General features: G+C 72.6%; 15 protein-coding genes and 2 pseudogenes. 10 read left to right on the forward strand and 7 right to left on the reverse strand.

The window, feature by feature from the left end:
• The first annotated feature begins 234 nt into the window (after window positions 1-234).
• The gene (locus tag KSF81_RS16730) at window positions 235-972 is read left to right on the forward strand and encodes a Crp/Fnr family transcriptional regulator (protein WP_217379952.1); all 738 of its coding nucleotides are present in this window, start codon (window positions 235-237) and stop codon (window positions 970-972) included.
• A gap of 146 nt (window positions 973-1,118) precedes the next feature.
• Window positions 1,119-1,526, forward strand: a complete 408-nt coding sequence (locus KSF81_RS16735) for a response regulator (protein ID WP_254453568.1) — start codon at window positions 1,119-1,121, stop codon at window positions 1,524-1,526.
• A gap of 102 nt (window positions 1,527-1,628) precedes the next feature.
• On the opposite strand, the gene KSF81_RS16740 is transcribed toward KSF81_RS16735, so the two are convergent.
• Together KSF81_RS16740 and KSF81_RS32225 are read right to left on the reverse strand one after the other, a co-directional pair.
• Window positions 1,629-2,222 carry a tripartite tricarboxylate transporter substrate-binding protein gene (locus tag KSF81_RS16740; RefSeq protein WP_309139589.1) on the reverse strand — a complete coding sequence of 198 codons (594 nt, stop codon included), beginning with the start codon at window positions 2,220-2,222 and terminating at the stop codon, window positions 1,629-1,631.
• 58 nt (window positions 2,223-2,280) lie between these two features.
• Window positions 2,281-2,601: pseudogene (locus tag KSF81_RS32225) on the reverse strand (Bug family tripartite tricarboxylate transporter substrate binding protein); the annotation flags it as partial.
• 172 nt (window positions 2,602-2,773) lie between these two features.
• On the opposite strand from KSF81_RS32225, the gene KSF81_RS16745 reads away from it, so the two are divergent.
• Window positions 2,774-3,220, forward strand: coding sequence for a group III truncated hemoglobin (locus KSF81_RS16745; RefSeq protein ID WP_254453569.1), 447 nt, complete (start codon window positions 2,774-2,776; stop codon window positions 3,218-3,220).
• A gap of 95 nt (window positions 3,221-3,315) precedes the next feature.
• Here the strand turns inward: KSF81_RS16745 and KSF81_RS16750 are convergent, their stop codons facing one another.
• From KSF81_RS16750 to KSF81_RS16765, 4 genes are all read right to left on the reverse strand, one after another.
• Entirely contained in the window at window positions 3,316-4,752 is a 1,437-nt protein-coding gene (locus KSF81_RS16750; RefSeq protein WP_217379953.1) for an NAD-dependent succinate-semialdehyde dehydrogenase, read from the reverse strand.
• A gap of 111 nt (window positions 4,753-4,863) precedes the next feature.
• Complete coding sequence (locus tag KSF81_RS31540) at window positions 4,864-5,988, reverse strand: glycosyltransferase family 4 protein (protein ID WP_217379954.1); 1,125 nt, start codon at window positions 5,986-5,988, stop codon at window positions 4,864-4,866.
• Window positions 5,985-6,893 (reverse strand): hypothetical protein, encoded by a 909-nt coding sequence (locus KSF81_RS16760; protein WP_217379955.1) that lies wholly within the window; start codon window positions 6,891-6,893, stop codon window positions 5,985-5,987. The genes KSF81_RS31540 and KSF81_RS16760 overlap by 4 nt, the downstream gene beginning before the upstream one ends.
• A complete protein-coding gene (locus tag KSF81_RS16765; RefSeq protein WP_217379956.1) occupies window positions 6,890-8,347 on the reverse strand; it encodes a glycosyltransferase family 4 protein in 1,458 nt (485 codons plus the stop codon). The genes KSF81_RS16760 and KSF81_RS16765 overlap by 4 nt, the downstream gene beginning before the upstream one ends.
• 114 nt (window positions 8,348-8,461) lie before the next feature.
• Between KSF81_RS16765 and KSF81_RS16770 the strand changes: the two genes are divergently transcribed.
• The 4 genes and pseudogenes from KSF81_RS16770 (at window position 8,462) to KSF81_RS16780 (ending at window position 11,458) form a co-directional block, all read left to right on the forward strand.
• The gene (locus tag KSF81_RS16770) at window positions 8,462-9,742 is read left to right on the forward strand and encodes a hypothetical protein (RefSeq protein ID WP_217379957.1); all 1,281 of its coding nucleotides are present in this window, start codon (window positions 8,462-8,464) and stop codon (window positions 9,740-9,742) included.
• Window positions 9,743-9,867: 125 nt separating this feature from the next.
• Window positions 9,868-10,107, forward strand: a complete 240-nt coding sequence (locus KSF81_RS16775; protein ID WP_217379958.1) for a hypothetical protein — start codon at window positions 9,868-9,870, stop codon at window positions 10,105-10,107.
• A 258-nt stretch (window positions 10,108-10,365) separates the two neighbouring features.
• Window positions 10,366-10,416: pseudogene (locus KSF81_RS29825) on the forward strand (hypothetical protein); the annotation flags it as partial.
• Window positions 10,417-10,468: 52 nt separating this feature from the next.
• Window positions 10,469-11,458 carry an alpha-hydroxy acid oxidase gene (locus tag KSF81_RS16780; RefSeq protein ID WP_254453570.1) on the forward strand — a complete coding sequence of 330 codons (990 nt, stop codon included), beginning with the start codon at window positions 10,469-10,471 and terminating at the stop codon, window positions 11,456-11,458.
• Here KSF81_RS16780 and KSF81_RS16785 read toward each other — a convergent pair.
• Entirely contained in the window at window positions 11,445-12,242 is a 798-nt protein-coding gene (locus tag KSF81_RS16785) for an alpha/beta fold hydrolase (protein ID WP_217379959.1), read from the reverse strand. The two genes, KSF81_RS16780 and KSF81_RS16785, sit on opposite strands and share 14 nt — an antisense overlap.
• Before the next feature lie 96 nt (window positions 12,243-12,338).
• On the opposite strand from KSF81_RS16785, the gene KSF81_RS16790 reads away from it, so the two are divergent.
• From KSF81_RS16790 to KSF81_RS16800, 3 genes are all read left to right on the forward strand, one after another.
• On the forward strand, window positions 12,339-13,565 hold the full coding sequence (locus KSF81_RS16790; RefSeq protein ID WP_217379960.1) for an MFS transporter: 1,227 nt from the start codon (window positions 12,339-12,341) through the stop codon (window positions 13,563-13,565).
• 69 nt (window positions 13,566-13,634) lie between these two features.
• Entirely contained in the window at window positions 13,635-14,447 is an 813-nt protein-coding gene (locus KSF81_RS16795; protein WP_217379961.1) for a phosphatase PAP2 family protein, read from the forward strand.
• Window positions 14,434-14,973, forward strand: coding sequence for a DUF1003 domain-containing protein (locus KSF81_RS16800; protein ID WP_217379962.1), 540 nt, complete (start codon window positions 14,434-14,436; stop codon window positions 14,971-14,973). The genes KSF81_RS16795 and KSF81_RS16800 overlap by 14 nt, the downstream gene beginning before the upstream one ends.
• Window positions 14,974-14,986: the final 13 nt, after the last annotated feature.

A 14,986-nucleotide genomic window follows, 5' to 3' on the forward strand; every position in this document is an offset into this window, starting at 1 on the left:
CAACGCGGCAGCGAGGTATTCGTGCGTTCGAAATCGAACAAAGGCCGGCCGAGATCTTGCCGCTGCGGATTTCGACCGCCCAAGACCGGGAAGGATATCAGCGCAAAGCCGGTGCCTCCTGCTTGTTAAGGCCCCCGGCAAGGCCCATCCTCGGTCAATCGCCCGCAACGGACCCAGGCCGTAGGCGACAGAGAGAGGTCAGTGCTCCCGCCGCATTACGCGCAGGAGAGCCGAATGGCCCATCCCACCCAGCACCGCCCTTCCGTCCGCAATGGCCTCCTCGCGGCCCTGTCACCCGAGGATTGGGCTCACCTGGAGCCGCATCTGGAACGCGTTGAACTCCCCTTCGACCAGACGATCCATGCGGCCGGTGGCCCCGTTGATGCGGTGTTCTTCGTCGAGACCGGCATGGTGTCCCTGATCGTCACGCTGGAGGACGGGGAGCAGGTCGAAGCCGGGGTCGCCGGATCGGAGGGCCTGGTGGGTCTTCCCCTCGTCTATGGGAACAGCCATTCCGTCACCGACGCCCGGGTGCAGATGGAGGGCACCGCGCTCCGGATCGAGGCTGCGGCGTTCCGCGCCGAGATGGACCGCAGCGCCGCGTTCCGGGCGCCGCTGCTGCGCTACGCCCTGGCCTTCCACGCCCAGGTGTCGCTGACCGCCGCCTGCAATGCGCGACACGCGGTGGAGAACCGCCTCGCCCGCTGGCTGCTCATCGCGCATGACCGCGCCGGGCAGGACGAGTTCCCCATGACCCATGAGTTCATCTCGATGATGCTCGGCGTGCGCCGTCCCAGCGTGACCATCGCTGCCGGCATCCTGCACAAGGCCGGCCTGATCCATTACGCGCGGGGCCGGATGGAAATTCTCGACCAACCGGGCCTCGAAGCCGCCTCCTGCGAATGCTACCACATTGTCCGGCACGAATTCGCGCGGCTGCTCGGTCCCGGCGCGGCGACGCCGCCCGGCTAGGCTTCGGGTTTCTCGCGCCTGCCGTTCGGAATCAAACCGACAAGGGCGCTCCGGCCGTGCTTGATGTAGGACGCTTCCTAATACGAGCTTTTTCAGGGATGCCGGATCGGTTTTGGGCATCAATGCATCATAGGAGCGCCGTCATCATGGGCTTGGGGATGTTCCCGGGTTGTCAAACCACGCTCCGGGACAAGCGGATTCTCGTCGTTGAGGACGAGGCCATCGTGGCCATGCTGGTTGAGGACGGCCTGCTCGATGCGGGAGCCAAGGTCCTGGGGCCCGCTTCCTCGGTTGGTGAGGCACTGCAACTCATCGAGCGGGCGGCCTCCGATGGCGGGCTGAGTGCCGCCGTGCTCGATATCAATCTGAATGGCGAAGCGGTGGCGCCAGTCGCCGACAGGCTGGCCGCGCTTGGCGTGCCGTTCCTGTTCGCCACGGGCTACATGGAGGGCTGCGATACGGGGGGCCATCCAGCGGCGCCGATCCTGTACAAGCCCTTCGACCCGACAATGCTGGTCACCGCCGTCGAGGCCCTTGCATCCGCTGGCCGGTGACGTCGCGCACTGCATGGGGCGGGTTGCCGGATAATTGCCATCCACTTTCCGCCCATCGTCCGGCGGATCATGGGGTGACGGCCGGCGGAACCGACCCCGACCCTAATCCGGCCTGATATTGGCGACCCGGATCACCTCGGCCCATTTGGCGATCTCGGCCTGGATGAAGGCACCCGCCTCCTCCGGCCCGGCATTGACGATGCGGGAACCCATTTCGACGAAGCGGCGCGCCGTCTCGCTTTCGGGGGCCAGCACGTCGCGCACCGCCCAGGCCAGCCGCGTGACCCTGCCCGTCGGCGTGCCGGCGGGGGCGAGCATGCTGTACCAGTTCTCCACCTCGACGCCGGGCAGCCCCGCCTCCGCCGTGGTCGGCACCTCCGGCAGCACGGCGGCACGCTCCCGCGCGGTGACGCAGAGCGGGCGCAGCTTGCCGTCGCGGATATGCGGCAGCAGCACCGGCACATCCAGGAAGGTCATGTCGATCTCGCCGGCCAGCATGGCGGTGATGGTGGGCGCGGCGCCACGATAGGCGACATGGGTGATGTCCACCCCGGCGCGCAGCTTCAGCAATTCCGCGGCCAAGTGCGGCGTGCCACCGGGGCCGGTGGAGGCGAAGCTCAGCCGCCCCGGCCGGCGTCGCGCCTCGGCCAGCAGCGCTTCCAGCGTCGCCGGCCCGCCCGGCCGCACCACCAGCACCGAGGGGGGTCGCCACCAGAATGCCGACCGGCGCGAAGTCCCGCACGGGATCATAGGGCATGTTCGGCACCAGGCTGGTATTCACCGCCACCGCGCCGGTGCTGGCGAAGGCCAGGGTATAGCCATCCGGCGATGCCTTCGCCACCGCATCCACGCCGATATTGCCGCCGGCGCCGGAGCGGTTCTCCACCACCACGGCCTGGCCGAGCGGCCCGGCCAGCGCCTGCGCCATGATGCGGGCCGCGGTATCCACCGGCCCGCCCGGCGGGAAGGGCACCACCAGCCGCACGGTCCGGTCAGGGAATGTCTCGGCCCTGGCCGGCATGGCGGCAAGAGAAAGCCCGAAAGCGGCCAGGCCGCGGCGCGTGGTCTGCATCATCGTTTCCTCTCGCGGCGGGTCCGGGAGCCGCGCCCTGCGGCGGCAAGGCTACATCACCGGGGCGGCCTGGTCATGGCGCCTTCCCGGTCCGCATGGCCGGCGCCATGGCGGCGCAGGGCCAACGCTTGATTGCGGTATTGACCGGCCGGGCCGGCGGCATGACATATGTGGTATGGACGATACCAATATGGCCTCTCGCCGCCCCGCCGCCACGGCCGCGATCTCGGCCCGGACCGGGTTGGACGACGCCCTGCTGGAACGCGTAGTGCGCGTCTTCTACGGCACCGCCCGGCACGACCCGCTGCTGGCGCCGATCTTCGCCCGCATCACGGACTGGGAGTCGCATGTGGAGCGGATCAGCGCCTTCTGGTCCTCGGTGGCGCTGCAGAGCGGCCGCTACCATGGCCAACCGATGGAGGCGCATCTGCCGCTCGGCCTCAAGCCCGAGCATTTTGCCCGCTGGCTCGAATTATGGGAGGAGACGGCGCAGGCCGAATGCCCGCCGGAGGGCGCCGCGCTGCTGGTCAACCGCGCCCGGCGGATCGCCGACAGCCTGCAACACGCGGTCGCCTTCCATGCCGGCGCCCTGCCGCCGGTGCGGCGGCGCGGCACTGCCTGACGCCGATTGCCGGGCCGGAAGGCCGCGCCGGTTCCGACGCGGCCGGAACCGGGGCGGCGCGGTAGGATCTCCGCGCCTGCCCCTTCGCGTACGGGCTACAGCCCCGCCTGGCTCACGAACTTCGTGTTGAGATAGGCTTCGATCGCCTCGGAGCCGCCCTCGCTGCCATAGCCGCTGTCCTTCATGCCGCCGAAGGGCACCTCGGGCAGCGCCAGGCCGAGATGGTTGATCGTCATCATCCCGCTCTCGACCTTGGCCGCGATGGCATTCGCGGTCTTGGCGGAACGGGTGAAGGCATAGGAGGCCAGGCCATAGGGCAGCCGGTTCGCCTCCTCCACCACCTCGTCGAATTCGCGGAAGGGCGAGATCAGCGCGAGCGGGCCGAAGGGTTCCTCGTTCATCACCCGCGCTTCCTTCGGCACATTGGTCATGACCGTCGGCTCGAAGAAGTAGCCCTTGTTGCCGATGCGGTTGCCGCCGGTGCGGACCTCGCCGCCCCGGGACTTGGCGTCCTGGATCAGCCCCTCCACCCAGGGGATGCGCCGGTCATGCACGAGCGGCCCCATCTGGGTGCCCTCATCCATGCCATTGCCGACCTTCACCGCCTTGGCGGCGGTGATGAAACGCTCGACGAAGGGCTCATAGAGCCGCTCCTGGATCAGGAAGCGGGTCGGTGAGACGCAGACCTGGCCGGCATTGCGGAACTTGGCCCCTGCCAGGGTGCGCGCCGCCAGCTCCAGATCCGCATCGTCGAAGACGATGGCCGGTGCATGGCCGCCGAGTTCCATGGTCGCGCGCTTCATGTGCAGCCCGGCCAGCGCCGCCAACTGCTTGCCTACCGGGGTGGAGCCGGTGAATGTCACCTTGCGGATCACCGGATGCGGGATCAGGTATTCGCTGATCTCGGCCGGCACGCCATAGACCAGGTTGGCGACACCCGCCGGCAGCCCGGCATCGACGAAGCAACGGATCAGCTCGGCCGGGCTGGCCGGCGTCTCCTCCGGCGCCTTGACGATGATGGAGCAGCCGGTGGCCACCGCGGCGGAGAGCTTCCGCACCACTTGGTTGATGGGGAAATTCCACGGCGTGAAGGCGGCGACGGGGCCCACCGGCTCCTTGATGACCAGCTGGTAGACGCCCTCGGCCCGGGCCGGGATGACGCGGCCATAGGCGCGGCGGGCCTCCTCGGCGAACCAGTCGATGACATCGGCGCCGGCCATCACCTCCATCTTGGCTTCCGGCAGCGGCTTGCCCTGTTCCTGGGTCATCAGCGCGGCAATCGCATCGGCACGGGAGCGCAGCAGGTCGGCGGCCTTGCGCATCAGCTTGGAACGATCGAAGGCCGAAACCTTCTTCCAGGTCTGGAAGCCCTTTTCGGCCGCCTCCAGCGCCTCGTCGAGGTCGTCGCGGCCGGCATGGGCGACGGTGCCGAGCACTTCGATGGTGGCGGGGTTCAGCACCTCCAGGGTGCGGCCGGACCGGGCCGGGCGCCACTCGCCATTGATGTGCAGCTGGACATTCGGATAGGCCATGGGGGTCTCCTTATTGCCCGGCCGGAAGCCACCGGGTTCAATCCGGGCCGCACTGTGGCCGCAGGACGGGCCGGCGGCAACCGGGGGGCCGAACTGCACGGTGCGATGGCCTCAGATCCGTTCCGCCAGCCGTTCCGCCAGCGCGTCATGCTGCGCCGCCACCGCCGCGGCCTGGCGCAGCGCCAGCAGCCGCGATGCCTGGCGCAGCCCCCGCCGGAAGGCCTCGCTGGCCGCATAGTCCCGCATCAGCGCCACCACCTCCCGCGCATCCCTGGCCTGGTGGCCGGGATGCTCTGCCGGCAGCCCGGCGAAGGCATCGCGGGTGCCGAGCACCGGCCGGCCGAAGGCCAGCGCCTCCACGGTCTTGATCTTGAGGCCGGTGCCGCCGGTCATCGGGTTCAGCACGCAGTCCACCGCGCGGTAGAAAGCCGCGGCCTCCGGCACCGGGTCCAGCAGCAGCGGGCGCGAGGCCAGGGTGAGGTCGCGCCGCCGCAGGATCTGACCGGCCAGCAGCCAGCTGAGGTCCGGCGCCGCCGCCAGCGCCGCGTCCAGCGCCCGCACCGAGGCGGCGTTCCAGGGATTGGCGCTGCCGAGATAGCCGAACATCGCCCGTGCCGCGCTGCATTCCGGCGCCTCCAGGAAGCGCAGCGGCGGCATATGGCCGAGCGTCAGCACCGGCACCGCGCTGCGTTCGCGGAGCGCCGCAGCCTCCGCCTCCTGGATCGCCAGGACCAGATCGGCGCGGGCCAGGCCGCGCGCCTCCTCCGCCCGCGTGGTGAAGAACCAGGAGGGGTCGAGCCCCTCGGCGCGGGCCACCAGATGCCGGTCGCCGAAGAGGTCATGGGTGTCGATCAGGCGCAGCGCGCCCCGGGCACCCTCCAGCACGCGCGACATCCAGACGTAATTCACCACGAGAGCGTCGTAGCGGCCGGCGCGCTGCATGGCCGCCACGCGTTCGGCCAGGAGGCAGGGGCACCAGTCATCGAGCCCCCAGCAGCCGGGCAGGCTGGGCTCGCCGATGCGCTCGGCCGGCACCAGGTGCAGCGCGTGCCAGAACCCCGCCATGGCGTCCCGCTGCGCCGGCGTGATGCCCTCGGCGGTGTAGTAGAGGAATTCGCAGATCAGGCCGCGCGCCATCATCTCCCGCCCGAAGGCCTGGATGCGGGCGGCATTGCCCTGATCCGCGGGATGCGAGGCGATGGGCGAGACGATCAGCAGCCGGGCGGCGCGGCTCACGGCAGCAACTCCAGGCCGGTGAGCGCGGCGGCCGTGCCGCCCGGCAGCGCGAGGCCGAGCACCAGCGCCCGCTCCGGCGTGCCCTCCGGCAATGGCGGCACCTCGGCCTCCAGGGCCAGCGATCCCTCCGGTCCGGGTAGGACGCTCGCGGGATGCCGCAGCCCGTCCAGGAACAGCGCCGGCGCCACCGGACCAGCCGCCGCCAGTTGCAGCCGCAGCCGAGCCGGCCGCGTGCCGAGCAGCAGGCGCAGCCTGGGGCCGAGCGGCAGCCGCCCCTCCCTGGCCCCGCCAGGCAGGTCATGCACCAGCGCCTCGGGCGGAATCGACAGCGGTGGCAGCGTGACCCCCTGCGGCGCCAGCAAGGCCAAGCTGCCAAGACGCGGCGAGATCAGCCGCCCGCCCTGGTCCCAGCCACCACCCAGGGCTGCGCCGGCCCGGCGCAATTGCTCGAACAACGCCGCCGTGCGGGGCACCGGCACCAGCAGGTCGTGCCGCGCCACCCGCGCGGCGCTGCCGAGCAGCAGGATGATCCGGCCCCGCTCGCCGCCTGGGGGATCGGGCGCCTCGCCGGGCAGCAGCAGCAGCGCCTCGGGCGGTAGGCCGGCCGGCGCCGGCCCGGCGAGGCGGAGCAGCCGCTCCGGCGCCTCGCCCCAGGCGGCCGGGGCCCCGGCCAGCAGCGCCGCATCGCCGGCACGGTCGAAGCCGCACAGGGCGCGGCGGCCACCTTCCTGGCGGAAGCGCCGGAGCAGCGCGTGTTCCGCCACCGGCAGGCTCGCCGCATCGCCCGCGCCGCAGAGCGTGCCGGGCAGCCAGGGGAACAGCAGCGGGGCGGGCAGGCCGAGATCCAATGCCCGGAGGCCAGGCAGGGCCCGGGCCAGCAGCGCGGCGAGCAGCGGCGCGCTCAAGCCCAGCCGCTGAGATCGAGGTCGAGCAGCAGCCCGGCCGGCGCCGCCTGCACCCGCAGCCGCAGCAGCCGGGCCTGCGGCGGCAGCAGCGCCGCGGCCAGGCCGGGCCGTTCCAGCGAAAGCGCCGCCAGAGCCTCAAGATCGGGCGCCGCCAGGAACAGCCGGCAGGCGCCGGCGAGGCCGGCAAGCGCGGCGGCGACGGCCTCGGGGGCCAGATCCGGGCCGGCCACCAGTTCGATCAGCGGCGGTGGGCCGGCAGGCGGCGCCGCCACCGGGCGCGCCAGCGACTCCTCGATCACCGCGGCATAACGGGCGGCAACGGTGGGCAGCGCCATCTCGGCCAGGGCATGGCGGCGCCCGGCCTCGCCGGTCGCCCGGGCGCGGGCGGGGTCGGCGGCCAGCGCCCGCAGGGCTTCGGCGAGCGCCGGCACCGCGCCGGCCAGCGGCAGGTGCAGCACGGCGTCGCGCGGGAGCTCGGCATAGGCCCCGGTCTCGGAGACGATGCAGCAGGTGCCGCAGGCGAAGGCGCGGGCGAGCGAGCCGGAACTCTCGCCGCCCGAGGGGAAGCGCAGGTTCACCAGCACGTCGCAGGCGGCGATATGGTCGTCCAGCGCCGGTGCGTCGAGGAAGCCGGTGATGCGCGCCCGGTCCCGCAGCCCCGGCCGCTCGACGATGCGGGCGCCGAGCGGGTATTCCTCCGGCCGCTCCGCCCCGGCATGGATCCAGAGCAGCTCCGGGCCGGCCAGTTCCAGCGCCTCGATCAGCCAGTCGAAGCGCTTGGCCGCGGTGGCGAAGCCGGCGGTGCAGACCAGGAAGGCATCCTCCGGGATGCCGAGCCGCGCCCGCGCCGCCGCCCGCGAGGGCGGCGCGAAGGGCGGCAGCAGATGCGGGATGACCGCGACATGTGCGGTCGCCGCCGCCCCGTGCAGCGCTCGCAGCCGGGCGCGGGCGAAGCGCGAATGCACCACCACGGCGCGCGAGCGCGCCAGGCACTCGCCGGCCAGGTCGAAGAGCAGGTGGTTGGCGCGGCTCTGCACCCCATGCTCGCGCAGGTGCCGCGCATAGGTGGCGGCGAGAATGGGCGGTCCCGCCCGCATGCCGGAAAGGATCGTTGCCTGGCTCTCACCCGATGTCTCGTGCAGATGCAGCAGCCCGGGGTCGTGCAGGGTAGTGACGCCGGGATGCAGCCGGAGCGCCCGCAACACGAAGCCATGGCCGGGATTGTTGCCGAGCTGGTGCAGCACCCGCCCACCGGGCGCGATCCGCCGATGCGCCAGCGCCGCATCGAGCACCGGGACGCCGGGCGGCGCCTCGGCCAGCCAGTCCTCGCAGGCGGCGGCGCAGTCGTATTCGGCGGAGAGCGCGCCGAGCAGCATCGCGGCGTAGTCGGCGATGCCGTTCCGCTCCGGCGGCAGTGGCGTGAACACCGTCAGGGGATGGCCCGGCCCGCGCATGCGCCCTTTGTCGTGCTCCGCTGCTGCCGGGGCGGTAGCCTGCGCGCCGGCCGCTGTCCAGCGGTGCCCGCCCGGCTGGACACTGCCGCTGCACGCGTGCTAGCGCCGCCGGGCATGGACGGCACCGCGGCCGCGAATTTCCCCTTCCTCCCCAGCGGCGCCAGCCGGCAGGGCATCGCGCTGCTGTGCCTGCGGCGCTTCGCCGAACCGGGCGGGATCCTGGTGCATTGCCGCGGTATCGAGGTCGGCCACCTGCCGCTCCGCCGCGCCATCGAGCCGGATGAGGTGCTGGAGGTGCAGGTCGCGCGCCTGCCGCGCGTGGCGCTGCCGGCCGAATTGCGCTTCTCCCTGGCCATCGACGGCCCTGATCTCGCCCCGCCCTGGCGGCTGGAGGCGCCCGCCGCGGCGCTGACCCTGCTTGGCCCGCCCGCGCCGCGGGTCGAGGACGTGACGCTCGACCATGGCGTGCTGCGCGGCGTGGCGGTGGAGCGGGTGAACGGGCTGCTCGACCCCGTGCTCTATGCCCGGATCAACGATGCCGGCGCCCGCGCCGTGACGGTGGAGGCGCCGGTGGCCCTGGCCGAGGGCGGCTGCGCCTTCCGCTTCGCCCTGGCGCTGGAGCCGGCCGATCTCGGCGAGACCGGGCTCGCGGTCACGCTGCAACTGGTGGGAATGGCGGGGCCGCTGGCCCGCTTCGCCTGGACCCGCGCCGGCGCCGGTGAGGCGGAGCGGCGGGTGGCCGAGCTGGAAGGCCGGCTGCGGCGCCTGGAACAGATCGCCGCCGGCGGGCTGGCGGAGGCGCAGGCGGCCATGCAGCGGCGCCTCGACATCCAGCAGGAACGCATCGATGCCTTCATCGAGGCCGCCGCCAGCCTGCTGCTGGACCGCCTGGCGCGGGAGCCGGAAGCCTCGGCGCCGCAGGCGCTGCGCGACCTGATCGCCACCACCGCGCCGCCCGTGCCGGAGACGGCGCCGCTCCGCCTCGGCGCCCGGGTGGAACTGTCGCCGGGGGCCGGCAATCTCGGCCCCGGCTGGCACGCGCCGGAACGCGATGCGGAGGGCGCCTTCCGCTGGATGGCGGACCGCGCCCTGGTGGTGAACCCGGAGCCGGACCGGCCGGTGGAGGCGGTGGAGTTGGAGGTCTCCCACCTCTATCGCAGCCCGGCGCCGGCCCTGCAGGCGAGCTTCGACGACCTGCCCTGCGCCGTGGCCGTGGCCCCCGCCGGGCCACGCCGCTTCACACTCCGCATCACCCCACCGGAGGGGGCCGCGCCCTGCCGGAGCCTGCATCTGGAAAGCCTCGCCAGCGGCTCCCCGGCGCAGGACGGGGTCAGCGCCGACAGCCGCCTGCTGTCGCTGGCGGTGGCGCGGCTGGTCTTTCATTACGGTGATTGAACCCGCCCGATGGCGGGGCCCCGGGCGGCCGGTGCGGGGTACCGGCCTTCCAGGGTGCCGGTTTCGGCTTCCATATTACTGTTTTATCAACTATAGGTTGCGTACTCCATCGTAAGGACAGCCCCATGGGGCGTTACGAAGCCCGCCTCGACGGAGGCAGCCTCGGCACCTTCGACGATCCCGAAGCGGCCCTGGAGGCGCTTTCCACCATGCTGCATTCGGCCTTCCGGAAGGGACGCCCGGCCCTGCCGGAGATCAGGGACATCCAGCAGGACCTGCCCTTCGAGGAGCAGGCGATCTGGGACTGGTTCGATGCCTGGGCAGGCGGCATGGCCGCCCAGCGGCCGCAGCGCGCCCACTCCTGACCGCTGCCGGGCCATCTGCCGCGCCCGCGTTGACCGGCACGCGGTTTGGCCCGACCTTCCCCACCGTCTGACGGCAGCGGGGAGAATCGAGACATGCCATCCGAGGGGCAGGTGCTGGACAGGAGCAGCCGTCCGGCCGAACCGGCGCCGCGCGTCACCACGGCCGAGGCCCGGCCGGCGCCGGCCGTGCCGCGCCCGCTGCGCCGCTTCCTGTCGCTGGATGATTTTGAGGCGGCGGCCAGGCGGCACCTGCCGCGGATGCTCTATGGCTTCGTCAGCGGCGCGGTGGAGACCGATGCCTCGCTGCGCGACAACCGCGACGCCTTCGCCGAATGGGGCTTCGTGCCGCGCGTGCTGGTGGATGTCGCCCCCCCGCGACACCATGACGACCCTGCTCGGCCGCCGCTACGCCGCGCCTTTCGGGATCGCGCCCATGGGCGCCTCGGCACTCTCGGCCTATCGTGGCGACCTGGTCTTCGCCGGCGCCAGCGCGGCGGCGGGGCTGCCGATGATCCTGAGCGGCTCCTCGCTGATCCGCATGGAGGAGGTGCGCGTCGCCGGCCCCACCGCCTGGTACCAGGCCTATCTGCCGGGCGAGCCGGCGCGGATCGAGCCGCTGGTGGACCGCGTGGCGCAGGCCGGCTTCGACACCTTCGTGCTGACCGTGGACGTGCCCGTCTCCTCCAACCGCGAGAACAACGTCCGCAACGGCTACAGCCTGCCGCTGCGGCCGAATCCGCGCCTGGCCTGGGAGGGGATCAGCCATCCGCGCTGGCTCTTCGGCACCGCGCTGCGGACGCTCCGCCACCACGGCATGCCGCATTTCGAGAACCTGGACGCGACCCGTGGTCCGCCGGTGCTCTCGGCCAACCTGATCCGGGCCATCGGCCGGCGCGACGGGCTGGCCTGGGAGCACCTTGAGCTGATCCGCGCCCGCTGGCCGGGGCATCTGGTCATCAAGGGCATCCTGTCGCCGCAGGATGCGCGGATCGCGCGCGAGAGCGGCGTGGATGGCGTCATGGTCTCGAACCATGGCGGGCGGCAATTGGATGGCGCCATCTCGCCGCTCCGCGCGCTGCCCGGGGTGGTGGCGGAGGCCGGCGGGATGGCGGTGATGCTGGATGGCGGCATCCGGCGCGGCTCGGACGTGCTGAAGGCGCTGGCGCTGGGGGCGCATTTCGTCTTCATCGGCCGGCCCTTCCTCTATGCCGCGGCGGTGGCGGGCGAGCCGGGCGTGCGGCACGCCATCACGCTGCTCTGGGAGGAGATCCACCGCAACATGGCGATGCTCGGCATCACCGACCTCGCGCAGCTGCGGCCGGAGATGCTGATGCGGATCAGGGGCGGCTGAGGAGCCGCGCGCAGAAGCGGGTGATGGCACCGAGCGTCGCCTCCGGCGCCTCGCTCTGCGGCACATGGCCGATGCCGGGCAGCAGCAGCAGTTCCACCGGCCCGGCGGCGCGCTGCGCGATCCGGCGGGCATGTTCGGCGGTGCCATAGGGATCGGCCTCGCCCTGGATCACCAGCAGCGGCATGCGGATGGCGGCGAGTTCCCGGTCCAGGGTCCAGCCGGCGAAGCCGGGGTCGAGCCAGGTGTCGTTCCAGCCGTGGAAGACGATGTCGGGGTGGCTGTGCCGGCGCGCCAGTTGCTGCCGCAACCCGCCGGTGGCGTAGCGTTGCCGCGCCTCGGCCAGGCCCTCCAGGGTCACTGCTTCGACGAAGACATGCGGCGCGATCAGCACCGCGCCGGCCACCCGCGGGTCCGGCGCGCAGCCGGCATGGATGGCGGCGATCGAGGCGCCGTCCGAATGGCCGAGCAGCAGGCAGCGGGTGATGCCGGCGGCATCCAGCACCTTCGGCAGCAGCGCCGCCTCGTCATGCAGGTAGCTGAAGGGCCGCGGCAGCGCCGCCGGATCGGAGCGGCCATAGCCGAGGCGCGACCAGGCGAAGACGCCGAGGCCGGTGGCCCGGGCCAGGGCGGCGGGGAAGCCGCGCCACAGCCCGACGCTGCCCAGCCCCTCATGCAGCAGCACGATCACCGGCCCCGTCTCCGGCCCCATCTCCGCTCCCTTGGCCCACCAGGCGGCCTCCAGCCGGTGGCCGTTGATCCCGATCCAGCAGCCACGCGCATCCATCAGCCCGGTTTCCCTCGCCGTGCCAGTGCAGCATAGCGGGTTGCCGGGGCGACGGCGCTTCAGCATCCTTGGCGCCGGAGGGGCCGGATGCAGCGCGTGACCAGATCGGCCGATGCGCCCATCCCTCCATCCCGGCTGCACGGTGCGGCCGGCGGGCTGGCCGCGGCGCTGGCCGCCACAACCGGGGCGCAGGCGCTGGCGACGCTTACTGTCTTCGTGCTGCCGGTGCTGGCGCCGCTGGCGGCACGCGACCTCGGCGCGGCGCCGCATTGGGTCGGCTACCAGGTGGCGGCGGTCTATGTCGCGGCCTCCACCACCTCGGCGCTTTCGGCCGGGGCGCTCAGGCGCTGGGGCCCGGCGCGCTGCACCCAGATCGCGCTGGCGGCGGCGGGCATCGCCTGCCTGTTGATGGCGCTGGCCGGGCTGCCGGGCGCGCTGCTGGGGTCGCTGCTGACCGGGCTCGGCTATGGGCTGACCAACCCGGCCGCCTCCCAGGTGCTGAGCCGGCTGGCGCCGCCGGCCCGGCGGAACATGGTCTTCGCGGTGAAGCAGACCGGCGTGCCGATCGGCGCCGCCTTGGCCGGGCTGCTGCTGCCCTCGCTGGCGCTGCTGGCGGGCTGGCGGGTGGCGGTGCTCGGCATCGCGGTGCTGCTGCTGCTGGCCGCGCTCGGCGCCGGCATCTTCCGCGCCGCCTGGGATGCGGAGCGCGATCCGCGCTATCCGTTGCGGCTCGGTGCCGGCGGCGGGCTGGCGGCGCTGCGCGACCGGCCGGGGCTGCGCGGGCTGGCGGCGGTCTCGGCGCTGTTCTCGGGATTCCAGCTCGCGCTCGGCGCCTATACGGTGACGATGCTGGTCGAGGAATTCGGCTGGAGCCCGGTGGCCGCCGGGGCGGTGGCGGCAGTCAGCCAGGGGATCGGCGCCGTTGCCCGGCTGGGCTGGGGCCTGGTGGCGGATTGGTGGCGGAGCGGGCTTCGGGCGCTGGCCGCGATCGGCCTCATCACCACGCTGGGCGCGCTGGCCCTGCCCTTCGCCCTGGCCTGGCCGGGCGCGGCGGTGATTGGGCTGTTCTGCCTGCTGGGCGGCAGCGCCGCGGGCTGGAACGGCGTGCTGATGGCGGAAGCGGCCCGCATGGCCGCGCCCGGCAAGGTGGGAGACGCGGCTGGCGGCGTGCTGGCGGTGGCCTTCGCCGGGGTGGTGGTCGGGCCCTCGATCCTGGCGCTGGTGGTGGGGGCGGTGGGATCCTATGCGCTGGCCTTCGGCCTGCTGGCGCTGCTGCCGCTGGCGGGCATGGTGATCGCCTGGCGGACCGCGCGCTGGGCGTGAGCCTCCTGCCAGCGGGGGACCAGCCGCGCCGCGCCGCGTTCATCGCCGGCATGGTGGAGCATCCGGCCGATGATCCTGGGTGATGCGCTGAGAGGGTTGGCCGCCGGCGCCTGGCGGCGAAGGCCCACGACACCCGGCGAATTCGCCGTGCTGCTCGGCCTGCTGCTGGCGGCGGCGGCGCTGCTTGGCTTCGTGGCCCTGGCCGGCGAGGTGCTGGAGGGCGATACCCGCGCCTTCGACCGCGCCGTGATGCTGGCGCTGCGCAACCCCGCGGATCTGAGCGACCCCATCGGGCCGCGCTGGCTGGAGGAGGTGGCGCGCGATGTCACCAGCCTTGGCGGCAATGCGATCCTGATCGCCGTGACCCTCGCGGTGATCGGCTTCCTGGTCCTGCTCCGGCGGCGTTCGGCGGCCCTGCTCGTCGCCGTGTCGGTGGGCGGCGGGACGGCGTTGAGCAGCCTGCTGAAGCTTGGCTTCCAGCGCCCGCGGCCGGATCTCGTGCCGCATGCCGTGGAGGTCTATACGGCGAGCTTCCCGAGCGGCCATGCGATGCTCTCGGCCGTGACCTATCTCACACTCGGCGCGCTGCTCATGCGGGTGCAGCCGATGTGGCGGGTGAAGCTCTATGTCCTCGCGCTCGCCGTGCTGGCGACGCTGCTGGTTGGCATGAGCCGGATCTATCTCGGCGTGCATTGGCCGACCGATGTGCTCGCGGGCTGGTGCGTCGGTGCCGGTTGGGCGCTGCTGTGCTGGCTGGGCGCGCTCTGGCTGCAGGGGGCCGGGCCTCCGCCCTCCCCGGCGGAAATCCATGCGCCTGCCCTGCGCGTTCTCCCGCCCGCAGGGACAGCCAGGGAGAGGACCGCAGGGCATGGACCGGACTGAACCACCCGGGGGCGTCGCGCCGCCCATGGCGGCGCGGAACATCGAGGAGGTCGCGTGCCTGGAGCAGGAGGCGGCGGCGCGGCGCTCGCTCGCCGACCGCGTGGCCGACCTCATCGCCGGATTCGCCGGCACGGTCATTTTCGTGCTGCTGCACCTCCTTTGGTTCGTGGTCTGGGCCACGGTCAATGCGGGGCTGGTTCCGGGGGTGCCGGCCTTCGACCCCTATCCCTTCCAATTGCTCTGCATGATCGTGTCGATGGAAGGCGTCCTGCTCTCCACCTTCGTGCTGATCAAGCAGAACCGCATGAGCGCGCGGGCGGATGAGCGCAACCAGCTCGGGCTGCAGATCGGGCTGCTGTCGGAGCAGGAAGTGACCAAGGTGATCCAGATGCTGGAAGGCATCAGCGCCCATCTCGGCATCCAACGTGAGGTGGTGGACGCCGAGGCCAGGGAGTTGGGGCGGCACACCGCCGTGCGGGGCCTTGCCGAGCAGCTCCGTGAAAGACTGCCGCCCGAGAGCCAGTGAACCGCCGCGAGGT

The sequence above is a fragment of the Siccirubricoccus sp. G192 genome (assembly GCF_019084075.1).
Classification (GTDB): Bacteria; Pseudomonadota; Alphaproteobacteria; order Acetobacterales; family Acetobacteraceae; genus G192.